We start from the raw sequence: 18,380 nt of genomic DNA on the forward strand, positions 1-18,380 counted from the left end.
CTGCAATCGATCGTCATCACCGCTGTGGCTTTTCTGCACAGCGGTGATTTATTTTTACTGTACACTCGTTTTAAAGTGTAAATTCCGCCCAGATCGGCGCATGGTCGGAAGGTTTTTCCATTCCACGAATATTGTAATCAATACCCGTGGCGACACAGCGTTCGGCCAGGAAGGTGCTGGCAAGAATCAGGTCGATACGCAGGCCACGGTTGTCATCAAACCCAGAAGAGCGGTAGTCAAACCATGAGAAACGGTCATTGTTCTCTGGATTGGCAGCACGGAAGGTGTCGACGAGTCCCCACCCTTGCAAACGCGCCATCCATTCACGCTCTTCTGGTAAGAAGGAGCATTTTCCGGTACGTAACCAGCGCTTGCGGTTTTCTTCGCCGATCCCGATATCCAGATCGGTTGGGCTGATATTGACATCCCCCATCACAATCAACGGTTGTGTCGCGCTGTGATGTTGCTCCAGATAGGTTTGCAGATCCTGATAGAAGCGCGTCTTAGCGGGAAATTTCACTGGATGGTCGCGGCTTTCTCCCTGTGGGAAATAGCCGTTTACTACCGTAAGCGTGCCGTGCTCGGTGGCGAAGTCCGCCATGATGATCCGGCGTTGTGCATCGTCTTCATCCGTTGGGAAACCGCGACGGACTTCAAGGGGTTTCTCTTTACACAGCAGCGCGACGCCGTAGTGACCCTTCTGTCCGTGATAATAAACGTGGTAACCGTACTGGCTGACATCCTCTAACGGAAACATGTCATCGTGGACTTTGGTTTCCTGCAACCCGATCACGTCTGGCTGGTGTTGTTCGATAATGGCGGCCAACTGATGAGGGCGCGCTCGTAGGCCATTGATGTTAAAAGATACAACTTTCATGTTCGCTGCCATTCGCTAAAAAATGTGACCAGATGGTAGCAGAAAATGGAGCATCGCGTCACGGCTAGGCTGCGCTTTCAGACTGGCAAGGAGGAACGGTTGTGGCAGATGAAAACGGCTGAAAATAAGATTCACTTATATTCAGTTGAACACGAGGCTTATCGACCGTTATACTCCGCTCCTCGCAGGAGAGAGGGCGTGTACCCGTCATACTTCAAGCTGCATGTGCGTTGGCATTCCTCGCTCACCCCAGTCACTTACTGGTGTAAGCTCCTGGGGATTCACTGTGTCGCCGCCTTCATGCAACTCGAATTATTTAGGGTATATATAACGCTCCGCCGAAGGCGCAAACTCCCATAATCGCTCAGGCTACCCTAACTGCGAATTCCATTGAAGCCAACTGGAGAGAGGTTGCAATGCAACCCACCGAAGGGGCAAGCAGCTCTGCTGCGTAAACTCTCAGGTAAAGCGGACAGAGGGAGTGGCACATTTCACAGGATAACTTGTGTGCTGACTTACATCTATCTGATCGCGATCACGGCAGAGGGGATGTCCGGGGCGCTGGCCGCTGGACGTCGCAATATGGATATTTTTGGCGTAGGCATGATTGCCTTCATTACCGCACTTGGCGGTGGCACCGTTCGCGATATTCTCCTTGGTAATTATCCCATCGGCTGGACGCAGCATCCTGGCTATATCTACCTCACCATTGGTGCGGGTCTTTTCACCATTATCATTGCGCGCTTCATGCACCATTTGCACCGTCTCTTTCTGGTGTTGGATGCGATGGGGCTGATTGCCTTTACCATCATTGGCTGCAATGTGGCGCTGAAATTGAATTATTCGATGACGGTAGTGGTCATGGCGGGTATCGTGACCGGCATTTTCGGTGGCATATTGCGCGATATCTTCTGCAACCGCACGCCAATGGTACTGAAGAAGGAACTGTACGCCAGCGTTTCGCTGTTAGTTGCGCTGTTATATCTGGGATTAAAATCGTTTAACGTCAACCACGATATTAACCTGCTGACGTCATTCACTATTGGTCTGGCTGTGCGTCTGGCGGCAATTCGCTGGTCATGGCAACTCCCCGTATTCTCTTATGTACCCGGACGCTGGAAAGGGAAGGCGTAAGGTTATTTTTTCCCCCATCCCATGATATTACGTTGCTTATTAGAGCAAGTGGCGGTAGGGGAAAATAACGCTGCGTGTTGCTCAAAACCGTACCGGTTTTGTCGAACCTGGGTCGAAGGTTCTCACCTTCCCCTGATGGGAATCTGATGCTTTGGCGTTGGGATTTAAGTCAGGCGTGTTGCTTTGAAATGGTGGTGGGGGAAGGATAATTCGGTGCTTCGCACCTCACCCTGCGGGTCAACGCTGCGCGTTGCTCAAAACCGTACCGGTTTTGTCGAACCTGGGTCGAAGGTTCTCACCTTCCCCTAACAGGAATCTAATGCTTTTGTGTTGGGATGTCATTCAGAAGTATTGCTTTGAAATGGTGGTGGGGGAAGGATTCGAACCTTCGAAGTCTGTGACGGCAGATTTACAGTCTGCTCCCTTTGGCCGCTCGGGAACCCCACCACTGGCCTTGCTACAAGAAGCTTTCGCTTCAAGCGGGGCGCATCATATCAAATGACGCGCCCCTGTAAAGCGGTATATATCAAAAATAAATGCGCTTGCCGTTTTTTTATTCCGTTTGGCGCATCCTTATACAAAAAGATGTCCGATCAACCAATTACAGAATAATGGTGCGGTTACCGTAGACAAAAACACGTTGCGCCAGTACGCGATACAGGGCGCGGCTGAGGACGTTTTTCTCAACGTCACGGCCTGCACGCATCATGTCATCGCCCGAGTAAGTATGGTCAACGTGAATGACGTCCTGCATGATGATCGGGCCTTCATCCAGATTATCGTTGACGTAGTGAGCTGTCGCGCCAATGATTTTTACACCGCGCTCGTAAGCTTGATGGTACGGGCGGGCACCAATAAAGGCGGGTAAAAATGAATGGTGGATGTTAATCACCTGATTCGGGTAATGCTGCACGAACGCTGGTGTCAGGACACGCATGTATTTCGCCAGTACAACGTAATCAGGTTTGTATTGGTCGATCTGCGCGATCATCTGTTGATCGTGTTCTTCGCGCGTTAACCCTTCATGACTGACTAAATGGAAGGGAATATCAAACCGTTCAACCAGTGTCTGTAAGGTATCGTGGTTGCCGATGACGGCAGCGATTTCGACATCCAAACCACCGTAGGCGCTTTTCATCAACAGATCGCCCAGGCAGTGGGCTTCTTTTGTCACCAAGACCACGATGCGACGGCGGCCTGCTGCGGTTAATTCGCGAGAAGATCCTTCGGGAAGCGCGCTGTCCAGATCGGCTAACAGCGTGGTGTCGTTGAAAATCCCTTCTAACTCGGTCCGCATGAAAAAGCGGCCAGTGCGATGATCAACAAACTCATTGTTTTGTACGATGTTCAGTTCGTGCTTATAACAAATATTCGTAATTTTCGCGATGAGCCCTTTTGCGTCGGGGCAAATGGTTCGTAATACTTTTCTTTGTATATTTTGGGATTGCATGAGCGCGTGGGTCCTGTCCGAAAACTAAAATAACGATCTTATGGTAACGCAGCGATAACGCCGCGTGGACGACTGCCGGTGTTCTATTGTCCGCAACACTTTTTGTATTTTTTGCCGGAACCACACGGGCAAGGTTCATTTCTGCCTGTCTGCATATGAACGCCGTCTATATAGTACCAGCGATTATGCTGGCGAAGGAAGCGTGAGCGCTCTCGCATTAATTCTGTTCGCTGACTGTCGGTTTCTGATAGATAACGTGCGGCGAATTCCACATAGCCCTCATCGGGCGTTTTTCCAGGAGACGTTGCCAGTATAGTGAGGCCGAGCCACTGTGAATTCTGACAGCTTGCAGTGAGAGACTCACGCCATTTATCGGGCTGGCAATCGGGATGCCAGGTAGCGATAAGGTAGTCGACATCGTGTTTGACGTAAGCTGTGTAACGCGAACGCATTAACAGAACGGGCTCGGCCGCGGTTGCGGCATGCGTGAGATAGGGTTGACAGCATGCGTTATACTGCAACCCACTGCAACAGGGGCAAGATTCTGACACAACGTCTCCTGAAGAAAATTTAAGATAAAAACTGATAGATAATAAACAGATCCCTATGCAGGATGCCGATATGTTACCTAAGAAACTCTACGTGTAGCAATGTGCGCTAAAATGAAGATGGGTGGAACAATCATGCAGCGGAAAAAGATTGGAATAGCCTTGGGATCTGGGGCGGCGAAAGGATGGGCGCATATAGGGGTATTTAATGCGTTAACCGAGCTGGGGATCGATGTCGATGTTGTCGCGGGTTGTTCTATTGGTGCGTTGGTTGGTGCGGCGTATGCGACAAACAATTTGCCCTCGATGGATCGGTGGGTGAGGGGATTTGGCTACTGGGACGTGATTCGGTTGATGGATCTCTCCTGGCAGCGTGGCAGTCTGTTGCGCGGCGATCGTGTTTTTAATAGTGTGAAGCATTTGTTACATACAACACAGATTGAAGACTGTGCGATCAAATATGGTGTGGTGACAACAAATCTCAGCACTGGTCGTGAGCTGTGGCTGACAGAAGGCGACTTGCATCAGGCAATGCGGGCGTCTTGCAGTATGCCTGGCTTGTTATCCCCCGTTCGATTTAACGATTACTGGCTGGTGGATGGTGCGGTGGTTAACCCTGTTCCCGTCTCTCTGGCGCGTGCAATGGGCGCTGATATCGTGATTGCTGTCGATCTCCAGCATGATGCTAGCCTTAATCATCAGGATCTGCTGTCGATTAAGCCAACGGCATCAGAGGTGGACATTGATATAGACAATGCTCCACAAGATTGGCGGAGTAGAATCCGGGAACGTTTACTGAGAGGCCGACGCCAGCAAGCAGAAAGTTCACCCACGGCGATGGAGATAATGAGCACATCGATCCAGATTCTGGAAAACAGGTTGAAAATGATGCGAATGGCGGGCGATCCACCTGACATACTGTTACAACCTAATTGTCCCCAGATCGCTACGCTAGACTTTCATCGGGCGCAGGAGGCGATTGAAGCTGGCTATAAGGCTGTAGAAAAGAGGCGTGATGAATTGTTACCGCTAGCAAAAAACGCATAGCCAAAAGTGTGTACATGTAGTTGAGAGAAAATGAAGAAGACATGGTGTGCCATCTATCCGGCGCATTGGCGCTAAAGCAAGTGTGATTATTCGGTGTTTGAAGTAAGGGGTACTGATGGAACAACCACTGGCGGGTAAGCATATTTTAGTCATTGATGACGAGGCCGTTTTTCGATCTGTGCTCGCTGGTTATCTGACTTCTCTTGGGGCTTCTATTCGGGAAGCGATTAATGGATTAGATGCGCTAAGTATTCTTGAACATTACCAACCCGATTTAATGATTTGCGATCTGAAGATGCCGACGATGGGCGGGATCGAGTTCCTTGAACATTTGCGCTTGAAGGACAACGACACGCCAATACTCGTCATTTCTGCAACCAGCCAAATGGCGGATATTGCAAAAGTCTTGCGTCTAGGCGTTCAGGATGTATTGCTTAAGCCTATTCGTGATTACACGCGTTTGCGTGAAGCTGTGATGTCCTGCCTCTATCCTGACATGTTCACCTCGCAACTTAATGAGATGGATCAACTGATGCAGGATATGGATTCCCTCAATCAATCGCCTGAAGCGATAAATAAACTGCTTGCTCAATTGCAACCCCCCGTTCAGCAAACGCTTGCTCGCTGCCGCGTTAACTACCGGCAACTAACGACGGCGGAACAACCGGGGCTCGTGTTAGACATCGCCGCGCTTTCTGAAGATGAGTTGGCATTCTATTGCCTTGATGTCACTCAAGGTGTCAATAATAATGGAACACTGGCAGCGTTGCTGCTTCGAACGTTGTTCAATGGACTACTTCAGGAACATTTGGCCGATCAGCAACACCGTTTACCGTATTTGCCGACGTTATTAAAGCAGGTAAACCAACTGCTGCGGCAGGCGAGTCTGGATGGCCGTTTTCCTTTGCTTGTGGGGTATTATCATCGGCCGCTGAAACAGCTGATACTTATCTCTGCCGGGCTAAACGCCACGCTAAATGTTAACGAGCAGCAGGTCGCATTGAATAGCGGGGTTCCTTTGGGAACACTTGAAGGAGCCTATCTCAATCAGCTTAATTATCAGTGTGAAGCATGGCAATGTCAGATATGGGGTGGCGGCGGCCGCTTACGACTGATGTTGACGACAGAATAGCCTGATAGAACGACGCGGATGTTGATTTCGGGTAATACCTACCTTTCGGTATTATTCTTTATTTCCTACGATGTAGGGAGTTATCTTATTTTTTATTGAACGGTAACGTTGGGACAAGCGTGTCCTTGTTAAAATCGTTATACTCCATCGGTTATCTTGCTTAGATAAATAAAGTTCATTATTTGAACGGTATATAAGAGGCTGTTTATGTCTATTGTGAATAAAAAAGTAAAAAAAGCGGTCATACCGGTTGCTGGATTAGGGACGCGTATGCTGCCTGCTACCAAAGCTATCCCTAAAGAAATGCTGCCGTTGGTAGATAAACCGCTGATCCAATATGTTGTTAATGAGTGTATCGCCGCAGGGATTAATGAAATTATTTTGGTTACACACTCGTCTAAGAATTCTATTGAAAACCATTTCGATACCAGTTTTGAACTGGAAGCTATATTGGAGAAGCGGGTTAAACGTCAGCTATTGGAGGAAATTCAATCCATCTGCCCTAAACACGTTACCATTATGCAGGTACGTCAGGGATTAGCGAAAGGATTGGGCCATGCCGTATTGTGCGCGCATCCGTTAGTTGGAGATGAGCCTGTCGCGGTTATTCTGCCGGATGTGATTATTGATGAATATGAATCCGATCTGAAGAAAGATAACCTGAGCGAAATGCTGCAACGTTTCTCTACTACAGGCCACAGCCAGATTATGGTTGAGCCGGTTGAAAATGTAAGTAGCTATGGTGTAGTTGATTGCAAAGGCGTCGAATTAAAAGCGGGGGATAGCGTCCCTATGGTTGGCGTGGTTGAAAAACCTAAAGCTTCCGAAGCACCGTCTAATTTAGCGGTCGTTGGTCGTTATGTGCTTTCTGCTGATATTTGGTCGCTGCTGGAGAAAACACCACCGGGTGCAGGTAATGAAATTCAGCTGACTGACGCCATTGCGATGTTGATGGAAAAAGAAACGGTAGAGGCGTATCACCTGAAAGGTGTGAGCCATGACTGTGGTAATAAACTCGGCTATATGCAGGCATTCGTGGAATATGGCTTACGCCATGACGGTTTAGGCCAAGAGTTCGCACAATGGTTGCAGGAAACAATTGACGCAGAAGAAAAATAACAGAAGGTAATTATTGCTCTCTGTTTACACTAAACAGAGAGCTGACAACGCGGCAACCTATCTGTTTTCTTTTCTTAAAAGACGTTTCAAAGAAAAACCCCCGAAGCTATCGGGGGTTTTTAGTATTCAGGGTTTAAGCAAGATTACAGCAGGAAATCGTCTAAAGATTTACCTTGCTCTTCGATTGCTTTTTTGATTACTGCTGGTGTACGACCTTGGCCGGTCCAGGTTTTCACTTCGTTGTTTTCGTCAGTATATTGATATTTTGCAGGGCGGGCAGCGCGTTTGCTTTTACCTGCAACTTTCACTGAACCTAAAGACTGTAATAATTCGTTAGGGTCAATACCATCGGCAATCAGCATATCGCGATATTGTTGCAATTTACGCGCACGTTCTTCAACTTCAGCCTGAACCTGGCTATCTTCTTCGCGGCGTTCATTAACCACGACTTCCAGTTTTTCCAGCATTTCTTCTAAAGTATCCAGGGTACATTCTCTTGCCTGGGCACGCAGAGTACGGATGTTGTTAAGAATTTTTAGTGCTTCGCTCATTGTGATAATCTCAAATTAATATTATTGGTGGCGTGTAGTGTGATAATAGAGTGCTATTTTCTTTTCTGCAATAGTCAAATTTGTAAGTTTGTTAAAAAACGTCATTTTTAAAACAGAACTCACATCATATGTTACATAAATATAAATACTTTCTGGTTATCAAAAAAATACATTTGGTATGCTGTTTTTTTACTGCAAACGATGCCGATGGCTTATTGACGCTGCGCTATTGTTATATACTCGTCATGCTTCAAGTTGCATGTGCGTTGGCTACGTTCAGTCACCAGAATCACTTACTTGAGTAAGCTCATCGGGATTCCTTCTCTTGCCGCCTTCCTGAAACTCGAATTATTTGGAGTATAAGAGATGTTTATATCTTTTATCATAACCGAACGCTGGTGGTTGCTGATTGGACAACGAGTGGTCGAGGAATAGCCCATTGCATAGCGGGAAGACGAGTTGTTACAATAAGTTCTTACGATACGAATATCATATACGCCAAATAATTCGAGTTTCAGGACAAAACGTATTCGTTTTGAACAACACTAAGCGTTAACCCTTTAGGACAATGTTCAGCGATGAGCATCGTAACGCGGCAAGAACAGAACAAATCTGCTTAAGTCGATTTGAACACTGCCTGCCACGGCTTTTTAGGGCTGGGTTCACGACGGACCGAGTATTTAAACGCAGCCAACGCACATGCAACTTGAAGTATTATGAGTATATCCCCTGCCTTTTGGAGTAGCTGAGTGGCTCAACTTTATTTTTATTATTCTGCAATGAATGCAGGGAAATCGACAGCACTATTGCAGTCGTCATATAACTACCAGGAACGTGGGATGCGCACGCTGGTGTTCACCGCAGAAATAGATAATCGGCACGGTGTGGGGATAGTAAGTTCACGGATAGGCCTTTCTTCTCCGGCATTATTGTTTAATCCGCAGACATCCTTATTTGGATTGTTGGAGAAAGAGCACCGTACCCAACCTGTAGACTGTGTATTAATTGACGAATGTCAATTTTTAACCCGCGAGCAGGTGAGTGAGCTTTCCGATGTCGTAGACCAATTAGATATCCCAGTATTGTGTTACGGCTTGCGTACTGATTTTCGTGGCGATTTGTTTTCTGGTAGCCACTATTTATTGGCGTGGGCTGATAAGCTGATCGAGTTAAAAACAGTCTGTCATTGTGGTCGTAAAGCCAACTGTGTATTGCGGTTAGATGCACAGGGTAATGCTGTCCATGAAGGGGAGCAGGTTGTTATTGGTGGCAATGAAAGTTATGTTTCGGTATGCCGCAAGCATTATAAAATTGCGCTGGGATTAACCCGTAAAGAAAGCGAGTAAGGCGGCTAAATAGCCGACAGTAGAGGCTATTAATAACCGATGTCCTAAGGCGTGCCAGCATTGGGCTCCTGTAATAAAAATACCCAACCCTAAAAGGGTTGGGTATTGCAAAGCGATAACTTAAGTCAATAATAACCGACGTGTTAATGTGCGGCTTTCTTGCTGGTTTTTGCCGCTTTTGCTACAGGTTCAACCTCTTCCGTTTTTATCTCTTCAGAGAACTTACGACCATAGTAAGTATCCAGCAGAATCTGTTTCAATTCGGAAATCAACGGATAGCGCGGGTTAGCGCCAGTACACTGATCGTCGAACGCATCTTCTGACAGCTTATCGACCTTGGCCAGGAAATCGGCCTCCTGTACGCCAGCTTCACGGATGGATGTTGGGATTCCCAGTTCAGTCTTCATTTCTTCCAGCCAGTTCAGCAATTTCTCGATTTTCTGCGCAGTACGATCGCTAGGTGCAGTCAGGCGCAGATGATCGGCGATTTCAGCGTAACGACGGCGTGCTTGCGGACGGTCATACTGACTGAATGTCGTCTGTTTGGTCGGGTTGTCATTCGCGTTATAGCGAATCACGTTAGAGATCAGTAGGGCGTTAGCCAGGCCGTGTGGAATATGGAACTCAGAGCCAAGTTTATGTGCCATTGAGTGACAGACGCCGAGGAAGGCGTTGGCAAACGCGATACCGGCAATCGTCGCAGCGTTGTGCACGCGTTCACGGGCAACCGGGTTTTTCGCGCCGTCACGGTAGCTGTCTGGCAGGTTTTCTTTCAGAAGCTTCAGCGCTTGTAACGCCTGTCCGTCCGAATATTCGTTTGCCAGCACGGAAACATAGGCTTCCAGTGAGTGCGTCACGGCATCGAGCCCGCCAAACGCACACAGCGATTTCGGCATGTTCATGACCAGGTTTGCGTCAACAATCGCCATATCTGGCGTCAAGGCATAGTCTGCTAATGGATACTTCTGCCCGGTTGCATCGTCGGTTACCACGGCAAACGGCGTAACTTCGGAACCCGTGCCGGATGTGGTAGTAATCGCCACCATTTTGGCTTTGACACCCATTTTCGGGAACTTGTAGATACGTTTACGGATATCCATAAAGCGCAATGCCAGCTCTTCAAAGTGTGTCGTAGGATGTTCATACATTACCCACATGATCTTAGCGGCATCCATTGGTGAACCGCCACCCAGCGCGATAATGACATCCGGCTTGAAGGAGTGCATTTGTTCTGCACCTTTACGCACGATGCTCAGAGTCGGATCGGCCTCAACCTCAAAGAAAACTTCGGTTTCCAGTCCGTGGTGTTTCAGCACGGAAGTGACCTGATCGACATAACCATTGTTGAACAGAAAACGGTCGGTCACGATAAATGCACGTTTTGCACCATCGGAGGCAACTTCTTCAAGTGCGATTGGCAGTGAGCCGCGACGGAAATAAATAGATTTTGGAAGTTTATGCCACAACATATTCTCTGCTCGCTTGGCTACCGTTTTCTTGTTGATCAAATGCTTCGGACCGACGTTTTCGGAAATGGAGTTTCCTCCCCAAGAGCCACATCCCAGCGTCAGAGACGGGGCGAGTTTGAAGTTGTAGAGATCGCCGATACCGCCCTGAGACGCCGGCGTGTTAATCAAGATACGCGCCGTTTTCATCATATTGCCGAAATGATTTACGCGTTCTGGCTGATTGTCTTGATCGGTATAGAGGCAGGATGTGTGACCGATGCCACCCATTGCGACCAATTTTTCCGCTTTAATGACGGCGTCGTTGAAGTCTTTCGCACGGTACATCGCGAGTGTTGGCGACAGTTTTTCATGGGCAAACGGTTCAGATTCATCGACGGCTGTCACTTCACCTATCAGCACTTTGGTGTTAGCAGGGACGGTGATACCCGCCATCTCTGCGATTTTCGGCGCAGGCTGGCCCACAATGTCGGCATTGAGTGAACCGTTTTTCAGCAGAATACCCTGTACAGCATGGAGTTCTTTGCCTTTCAGCATGTAGCCGCCGTGGGTAGCAAAACGTTCACGCACGGCATCATAGACACTGTCTACCACGATGACGGACTGCTCTGACGCACAAATGACGCCGTTATCGAAGGTTTTCGACATCAGAATCGAGGCGACGGCCCGCTTGATATCCGCGGTTTCGTCAACGACAACGGGGGTGTTACCGGCACCTACGCCGATTGCTGGCTTACCAGAACTGTATGCAGCCTTCACCATGCCTGGGCCACCAGTAGCCAGAATCAGGTTGATGTCTGGGTGGTGCATCAATTGGTTGGACAATTCGACAGAAGGTTGATCAATCCAGCCGATGATATCTTTCGGTGCGCCTGCGGCAATTGCTGCTTGCAGAACGATGTCCGCGGCTTTGTTGGTCGCATTTTTTGCGCGAGGATGGGGAGAAAAGATAATCCCGTTGCGGGTCTTCAGGCTGATCAACGCTTTAAATATTGCGGTAGAAGTGGGGTTGGTGGTGGGAACAATACCGCAAATCAGGCCGATAGGCTCTGCAATGGTAATAGTACCGAAAGTGTCGTCAGTAGAGAGGACGCCGCAGGTTTTTTCATCCTGATAGGCGTTATAAATGTACTCGGATGCGAAATGGTTTTTGATGACTTTATCTTCCACGATCCCCATGCCCGATTCAGCAACGGCCATTTTTGCCAGCGGGATACGGGCATCCGATGCAGCGAGTGCGGCAGCGCGGAAGATCTTGTCTACTTGTTCCTGAGTGTAAGTGGCAAATTCCTGCTGTGCCTTTCTTACTCTTTCGACCAATGCGTTAAGTTCAGCAACGTTGGTTACGGCCATAATGCTCTCCTGATAAATGTTAAACTCTTTCAGTCAATTGTTCGCCGAATAGAACAGTATAGATAAACGAGAAGGAGGCGTTTCCGTTACCTTGCTATTCTTTCCTGCCTATTCCGCATCAATTGACTCAAAGAGCTTGCCGCTACTGTTGTGGCGCGATCGCTGGTTTTTAAAATACTGTAATCGTCGATATCGTAAATTTTTAAAATATTGTTTTGAAAATGCGTAAAAACTAAGATTATTTGCGCATTCATCACGGCATAAGATGAGCATACCTATTTGTGGGTGCATTTTTTGTGATCGATATCGTAATTTCTTTAAGCTGACACCATTCAGCATGGTGATATTGATAATAACTATCATTAATAAAGAAGTGGCGGAGAGTTTCCTACCTAAAATGGAGTGGTGGGGGGCGTTGGCGTTAAGGCGGGTAACTACCCATGCGTATAAACGTGGTCGTATAAATAGTGCTTATATCTTAATCTAATGCGTTATTTTTGCTCGCTGCCTCTGGCAGAGGAATGGCGTGACACTGTTGGGTCATGGTAGTAATGAAATTGTTAAAATAGTAACATTTTGGTCAGATAATGACGCGGACAGGTAAGTGCTCATCATCATTTTTGTGCTGTGAAAACGATGAAATCCACTACGATGTTTTTTTGCTCAAAATCTATAAATTGCTGAATATTTAAAAATTACTTGAAATTAAGCGTAAAAAACATTGATTATCATGGGGTTAATTATTATATCGCCGTGTTGTAATGAGAACTATACCGGGCTGTGGTGAAGAAAATTAAGCAACATCAATGTAAAAATATTGGCGAATGTGTCCGCTTTTGATAGCTTCGAGTGTCGACCTGTTACTCGTTATATATTCATAAAATAATCTTATGATTTATTTGGATAATGGGCGTTCTTTTCTGCTCTATGTGATGACGATCTTTATGCATAGAGTCCGGTATGGCGTTGTATCAAGACAGGGGCGTTATAAAGTGAAAACTCGCAAAACAAAACGATACTTTGTTACCAGTATGATTGCCGTAGCAGTGATGGCGTCATGCGTGAATGTTCAGGCTGCTAATGTACCTGCCGGTGTTGAATTGGCGAAAGAACAGGTTCTGGTGAGAAACAACGGTGCTGAAGTGTCATCGCTGGACCCGCATAAAATAGAAGGTACACCGGAATCCAACGTTGCGCGCGATCTCTATGAAGGGTTAGTGATTTCCGATCCTGATGGGCACCCGATTCCTGGTGTCGCTGAGCGTTGGGAAAGCAGCGATTTTAAAGTCTGGACGTTCCATTTACGTAAAAATGCCAAGTGGTCAAATGGCGACCCCGTTACCGCCCAGGATTTTGTTTATAGCTGGCAGCGTCTGGCCGATCCGAAAACGGTTTCTCCTTATGCCAGCTATTTGCAATATGGTCATCTGTTGAATATTGATGACATTATTGCCAGCAAAAAATCGCCTGATACGCTGGGCGTAAAAGCACTCGACGACCAGACGTTGGAAGTCACATTGAGTGAACCGATCCCTTACTTTTATAAATTGCTGAATCACTCATCCATGTCCCCGGTAAATAAAGCCGCAGTGGAGAAATTTGGTGATAAATGGACTCAGCCGGAAAACTGGGTGGGAAATGGCGCTTATCGCCTTAAATCTTGGGTCGTGAATGAGCGGTTGGTGTTGGAGCGTAATACCCAATATTGGGATAATGCCAAGACCGTGATTAATCAGGTCACCTATCTGCCGGTTGCGTCTGAAGTGACGGATGTTAACCGTTACCGTGCGGGCGAAATTGATGTCACCAATAATAAATTACCGATCGAACTATTCCAGAAGCTAAAAAAAGAAATCCCACAAGAAGTTAACATCGATCCCTATCTCTGCACGTATTATTACGAAATCAATAACCAGAAACCGCCATTTAATGATGTACGGGTACGTACGGCACTGCGCATGGGGCTTGATCAGGACATATTAACCAATAAAGTTAAAAATCAGGGCGATATTCCTGCCTATGGCTATATCCCTCCTTTTACCGATGGACTGAAAGCGCATACCCCTGAATGGTTTACCTGGCCACAGGCGAAACGCAATGAAGAAGCGAAAAAACTGCTGGCGGAAGCGGGCTATACCGCAGAAAAACCGCTGACGTTTAATTTGCTCTATAACTCGTCAGATTTACATAAAAAGCTGGCCATTGCGGCGGCCTCGATCTGGAAACAGAATTTGGGCGTCAACGCGAAGCTGGAGAATCAGGAGTGGAAAACCTATCTCAGCACGCGTCATCAAGGCAATTATGATGTCGCCCGTGCCGGATGGTGTGCAGACTATAACGAGCCGACGTCGTTCTTGAATAGTATGTTGTCAGATAGCAGCAACAATACGGGGCATTATAAGAGCGCGGCGTTCGACAAGCTGATGGCGCAGGCTGTTCAGGCGAAAACGGATGAAGAACGAGCACAAATTTATCAGCAGGCAGAATCGCAGTTAGATAAAGATGCGGCCATTGTACCGGTCTATTACTATGCGAATACCCGACTGGTCAAACCTTATGTCGGCGGTATAACCGGCAAAGACCCGTTGGATAACATTCGGGTGAAAGATCTCTATATCATTAAGCATTGATCCGCTGCTGTTTACGGTTTGATGCAAATGAATTGAGCGAGCAGCGATTAATTTGGTGTTTACTCTATGCTTACCCATTCCTACTATGTGGGAATGGGGGTGGGGTGAATCGATTAATCGTTTTTCTCACAGGGCGCTAACTCAGGAACCGTGTAGGTATCACTAACACGGAAACATTACAGGAGAAAATAATGACACACATCACAACTAAAAAAAGAATAGCGGCCGCTATTATTGCGGCGTTAAGTAGTACGATGGCTGTTTCTGCCTTCGCCGCGACCGTTCCCGCAGGCGTTCAATTAGCAGAAAAACAGGAATTGGTTCGTAACAACGGCGCGGAAGTTTCATCCCTCGATCCACATAAAATCGAAGGCGTACCCGAATCTAACGTGTCGCGCGATCTGCTGGAAGGGCTGGTCATTTCCGATGTTAACGGCAAAACCAGCCCTGGCGTAGCAGAAAGCTGGGATAACAAAGAGTTTAAAGTGTGGACATTCCATCTGCGGAAAGATGCCAAATGGTCCAACGGTGAGCCGGTTACCGCGCAAGATTTCGTCTACAGCTGGCAGCGTCTAGCCGATCCCAAGACGGCATCGCCTTACTCCAGCTACCTGCAATATGGTCATCTGCTCAATATCGATGACATCATCGCCGGCAAAAAATCTCCAGATACATTAGGCGTGAAAGCGATCGACGATCATACATTTGAGGTCACGCTTTCTGAAGCCGTCCCTTACTTCTATAAGTTGCCGGTTTATGTCGCGATGTCGCCTGTTAATAAAGCCGTTGTTGAAAAGTTCGGCGAAAAATGGACGCAGCCGCAAAACTGGGTCGGTAATGGTGCCTACAAGCTGAAAAGTTGGATCGTGAACGAAAAACTGGTATTGGAACGCAACCCGCAATACTGGGACAACGCACATACCGTGATCAATCAGGTGACGTACCTGCCTATTTCTTCGGAAGTGACTGATGTGAACCGCTACCGCAGCGGTGAAATTGATATGACATACAATCAGCTGCCGATTGAACTCTTTCAAAAATTAAAGAAAGAGATCCCCGATGAGGTGAAGGTTAACCCGTACCTGTGCACTTATTATTATGAAATTAACAACCAGAAGCCGCCGTTTAACGATGTTCGTGTAAGAACAGCGTTACGTCTGGGCATAAGTCAGGATATTCTGACCAATAAAGTGAAAAATCAGGGTGATATTCCAGCCTATGGTTTTGTACCGCCGTATATCGATGGTTTCAAAGCAGAAATCCCAGAGTGGTTCACCTGGTCACAGGAAAAACGTAACGCAGAAGCGAAAAAACTGCTGGCGGAAGCCGGGTACACCGCAGAAAAACCACTGACGTTTAATTTGCTCTACAACTCATCCGATCTTCATAAAAAGATGGCGATTGCCGCCGCCTCTATCTGGAAGCAAAATATCGGTGTGGATGTGAAGCTGGAAAATCAGGAATGGAAAACGTTCCTTAGCTCTCGCCAGCAGGGAACGCAAGATCTGGCGCGTGGCGGGTGGTGTGCAGATTATAACGAACCGTCTACCTTCCTAAACAGTATGTTGTCTAACAGCAGCAATAATAAATCACACTATAAGAGCAAAGAGTTTGATGCGCTTGTCGCGAAATCTTTACAGGTGAAAACCGATGAAGAGCGTGCTGTCGTATATCAACAGGCTGAAGCATTGCTGAATAAAGACGCAGTTATCGTACCTGTTTACCACTATGCGAATACCCGTTTGGTGAAGACCTATGTTGGGGGCTTAACAGGCAAAGATCCCCAGGATAATGTCTATGTGAAAGATCTTTATATCATCAAGCACTAATAATAATGGCTGGCGGCACGCAACGATGTCGCCAGCCTTTTATAGGTACGAGCAATGTTAAAATTTATCCTTCGCCGCTGTTTAGAGGCGATCCCAACACTATTTATCCTGATCACCATCTCATTTTTCATGATGCGATTGGCACCCGGCAGCCCTTTTACCGGTGAGCGTAATTTACCGCCGGAAGTGATGGCGAATATTGAAGCCAAATATCATCTGAACGATCCCATACTGACGCAGTACGGTAACTATTTACTGCAATTAGTGCAGGGTGATTTTGGTCCTTCTTTTAAATACAAAGACTATTCCGTGAACGATTTGGTCGCGACGTCTTTCCCGGTTTCTGCGAAATTAGGGTTCGCCGCATTCATTCTTGCCATTGTTTTTGGTGTGAGTGCGGGAGTGATCGCTGCGCTGAATCAAAATACGAAATGGGACTATACCGTGATGGGCTTTGCCATGACGGGGGTGGTTATTCCCAGCTTTGTCGTCGCACCGCTGCTGGTGCTGATTTTCGCTATTACGCTACGTTGGCTGCCCGGCGGTGGCTGGAACGGCGGGGCACCGAAATACATAATTTTACCGATGGTGGCGCTGTCTTTGTCTTATATCGCTAGCATCGCGCGTATCACCCGAGGATCGATGATCGAGGTTTTACACTCCAACTTTATCCGCACGGCACGAGCCAAGGGGCTACCGATGCGTCGTATTGTCCTGCGCCATGCGTTAAAGCCCGCATTACTACCGGTACTTTCCTATATGGGGCCAGCGTTTGTTGGGATTATTACTGGCTCAATGGTGATCGAAACCATCTTTGGTTTACCCGGTATCGGGCAACTGTTTGTGAATGGTGCGCTGAACCGCGATTACTCACTAGTATTGAGCCTGACGATTTTAGTCGGCGGCTTAACCATTTTATTTAATGCGATCATTGACGTGCTCTACGCTGTTATCGATCCGAAAATTCGCTATTAATTGGGGGCGCTATGTTTTGGAATCGAAAAAACGTTGAAGCGTTAGAGAACTTCACTGAGCAGTCTGAGATTGAAGGGCGCAGCCTGTGGCAAGATGCGCGCCTGCGTTTTATCCATAATCGCGCCGCGCTGGCTAGTCTGTTTGTTCTGGCTGTGATTACCCTTTTCGTGGTGTTTGCGCCGATGCTGTCTGCATTTGACTACGCCGATACGGATTGGGGAATGATGTCAGCCGCACCGGATATGACGTCTGGACACTATTTCGGCACGGATTCTTCTGGCCGCGATCTGCTGGTTCGTGTTGCTATCGGTGGCCGCGTTTCGCTGATGGTCGGTGTGGCTGCCGCGCTGGTTGCCGTTTTCGTCGGGACGCTGTATGGCGCGATGTCCGGCTATCTGGGGGGGAAAGTGGACTCGGTGATGATGCGTCTGCTTGAGATCCTCAACTCATTCCCGTTCATGTTCTTCGTTATTCTGCTGGTCACGTTCTTCGGGCAGAACATGCTGCTAATTTTCGTGGCTATCGGCATGGTGTCCTGGCTAGACATGGCGCGTATCGTGCGTGGTCAGACGTTGAGTCTGAAACGTAAAGAATTCATTGAAGCTGCAATGGTTTCTGGTGTCTCCACGCGCGGTATCGTTTTACGTCACATTGTTCCTAATGTGCTCGGCGTGGTAGTGGTTTACGCCTCTCTGCTAGTACCAAGCATGATACTGTTCGAATCCTTCCTGAGCTTCCTCGGTCTGGGAACGCAGGAACCGTTAAGCAGCTGGGGTGCCTTGCTGAATGATGGTGCGAACTCAATGGAAGTGTCGCCGTGGTTACTGTTCTATCCGGCGGCGTTTCTGGTTGTCACGCTGTTTTGTTTTAACTTTATCGGCGATGGCCTGCGTGATGCCCTCGACCCGAAAGATCGCTGAGGA

General features: G+C 47.6%; 14 protein-coding genes, 1 tRNA gene, 1 other RNA gene and 1 riboswitch. Of the genes, 9 read left to right on the forward strand and 7 right to left on the reverse strand.

All coding sequences use genetic code 11. The features are described from left to right. Window positions 1-70: 70 nt before the first annotated feature. Entirely contained in the window at window positions 71-877 is an 807-nt protein-coding gene (gene xthA / locus A6301_RS01060) for an exodeoxyribonuclease III (protein WP_107171097.1), read from the reverse strand. A 390-nt stretch (window positions 878-1,267) separates the two neighbouring features. Then, a riboswitch (glycine riboswitch) is annotated at window positions 1,268-1,363 on the forward strand. Between the two features lie 21 nt (window positions 1,364-1,384). Here xthA and A6301_RS01065 point away from each other — a divergent pair. Next, entirely contained in the window at window positions 1,385-2,011 is a 627-nt protein-coding gene (locus tag A6301_RS01065) for a trimeric intracellular cation channel family protein (RefSeq protein ID WP_107171096.1), read from the forward strand. Window positions 2,012-2,200: 189 nt separating this feature from the next. On the opposite strand, the gene A6301_RS01070 is transcribed toward A6301_RS01065, so the two are convergent. From A6301_RS01070 to A6301_RS01085, 4 genes are all read right to left on the reverse strand, one after another. Further along, window positions 2,201-2,330: non-coding RNA, RtT sRNA (locus A6301_RS01070), on the reverse strand. Between the two features lie 43 nt (window positions 2,331-2,373). Further along, a tRNA-Tyr gene (locus tag A6301_RS01075) sits at window positions 2,374-2,458 on the reverse strand. 154 nt (window positions 2,459-2,612) lie between these two features. Further along, window positions 2,613-3,461: a formyltetrahydrofolate deformylase gene (gene purU / locus A6301_RS01080; RefSeq protein WP_005968735.1), complete on the reverse strand. Its 849-nt coding sequence runs from the start codon at window positions 3,459-3,461 to the stop codon at window positions 2,613-2,615. An 83-nt stretch (window positions 3,462-3,544) separates the two neighbouring features. Further along, the gene (locus A6301_RS01085; protein ID WP_107171074.1) at window positions 3,545-4,012 is read right to left on the reverse strand and encodes a YchJ family protein; all 468 of its coding nucleotides are present in this window, start codon (window positions 4,010-4,012) and stop codon (window positions 3,545-3,547) included. A 132-nt stretch (window positions 4,013-4,144) separates the two neighbouring features. On the opposite strand from A6301_RS01085, the gene rssA reads away from it, so the two are divergent. The 3 genes from rssA to galU all read left to right on the forward strand — a co-directional run bounded on the left by rssA (window position 4,145) and on the right by galU (window position 7,307). Next, complete coding sequence (gene rssA / locus A6301_RS01090; RefSeq protein ID WP_215483083.1) at window positions 4,145-5,056, forward strand: patatin-like phospholipase RssA; 912 nt, start codon at window positions 4,145-4,147, stop codon at window positions 5,054-5,056. A gap of 115 nt (window positions 5,057-5,171) precedes the next feature. Then, the gene (gene rssB / locus A6301_RS01095) at window positions 5,172-6,188 is read left to right on the forward strand and encodes a two-component system response regulator RssB (protein ID WP_234256898.1); all 1,017 of its coding nucleotides are present in this window, start codon (window positions 5,172-5,174) and stop codon (window positions 6,186-6,188) included. A 207-nt stretch (window positions 6,189-6,395) separates the two neighbouring features. Beyond that, window positions 6,396-7,307, forward strand: coding sequence for a UTP--glucose-1-phosphate uridylyltransferase GalU (gene galU, locus A6301_RS01100; protein WP_107171072.1), 912 nt, complete (start codon window positions 6,396-6,398; stop codon window positions 7,305-7,307). Window positions 7,308-7,450: 143 nt separating this feature from the next. Here the strand turns inward: galU and hns are convergent, their stop codons facing one another. Next, on the reverse strand, window positions 7,451-7,858 hold the full coding sequence (hns, locus tag A6301_RS01105) for a histone-like nucleoid-structuring protein H-NS (RefSeq protein WP_107171071.1): 408 nt from the start codon (window positions 7,856-7,858) through the stop codon (window positions 7,451-7,453). A 749-nt stretch (window positions 7,859-8,607) separates the two neighbouring features. Between hns and A6301_RS01110 the strand changes: the two genes are divergently transcribed. Then, entirely contained in the window at window positions 8,608-9,204 is a 597-nt protein-coding gene (locus A6301_RS01110) for a thymidine kinase (protein ID WP_107170417.1), read from the forward strand. A gap of 143 nt (window positions 9,205-9,347) precedes the next feature. Here A6301_RS01110 and adhE read toward each other — a convergent pair whose 3' ends face one another. Beyond that, window positions 9,348-12,023 carry a bifunctional acetaldehyde-CoA/alcohol dehydrogenase gene (gene adhE, locus A6301_RS01115; RefSeq protein WP_107170416.1) on the reverse strand — a complete coding sequence of 892 codons (2,676 nt, stop codon included), beginning with the start codon at window positions 12,021-12,023 and terminating at the stop codon, window positions 9,348-9,350. 1,031 nt (window positions 12,024-13,054) lie between these two features. Here adhE and oppA (A6301_RS01120) point away from each other — a divergent pair. The 4 genes from oppA (A6301_RS01120) (at window position 13,055) to oppC (ending at window position 18,377) form a co-directional block, all read left to right on the forward strand. After that, entirely contained in the window at window positions 13,055-14,653 is a 1,599-nt protein-coding gene (gene oppA / locus A6301_RS01120) for an oligopeptide ABC transporter substrate-binding protein OppA (protein ID WP_233671775.1), read from the forward strand. Window positions 14,654-14,844: 191 nt separating this feature from the next. After that, a complete protein-coding gene (oppA, locus tag A6301_RS01125) occupies window positions 14,845-16,482 on the forward strand; it encodes an oligopeptide ABC transporter substrate-binding protein OppA (RefSeq protein ID WP_107170415.1) in 1,638 nt (545 codons plus the stop codon). A gap of 54 nt (window positions 16,483-16,536) precedes the next feature. Further along, entirely contained in the window at window positions 16,537-17,457 is a 921-nt protein-coding gene (gene oppB / locus A6301_RS01130; protein WP_005968711.1) for an oligopeptide ABC transporter permease OppB, read from the forward strand. Window positions 17,458-17,468: 11 nt separating this feature from the next. After that, window positions 17,469-18,377, forward strand: coding sequence for an oligopeptide ABC transporter permease OppC (oppC, locus tag A6301_RS01135; RefSeq protein WP_107170414.1), 909 nt, complete (start codon window positions 17,469-17,471; stop codon window positions 18,375-18,377). The last annotated feature ends 3 nt before the right edge of the window (window positions 18,378-18,380 follow it).

The organism is Pectobacterium sp. IFB5596 (assembly GCF_021432585.1).
GTDB classification, from domain to species: domain Bacteria; phylum Pseudomonadota; class Gammaproteobacteria; order Enterobacterales; family Enterobacteriaceae; genus Pectobacterium; species Pectobacterium punjabense.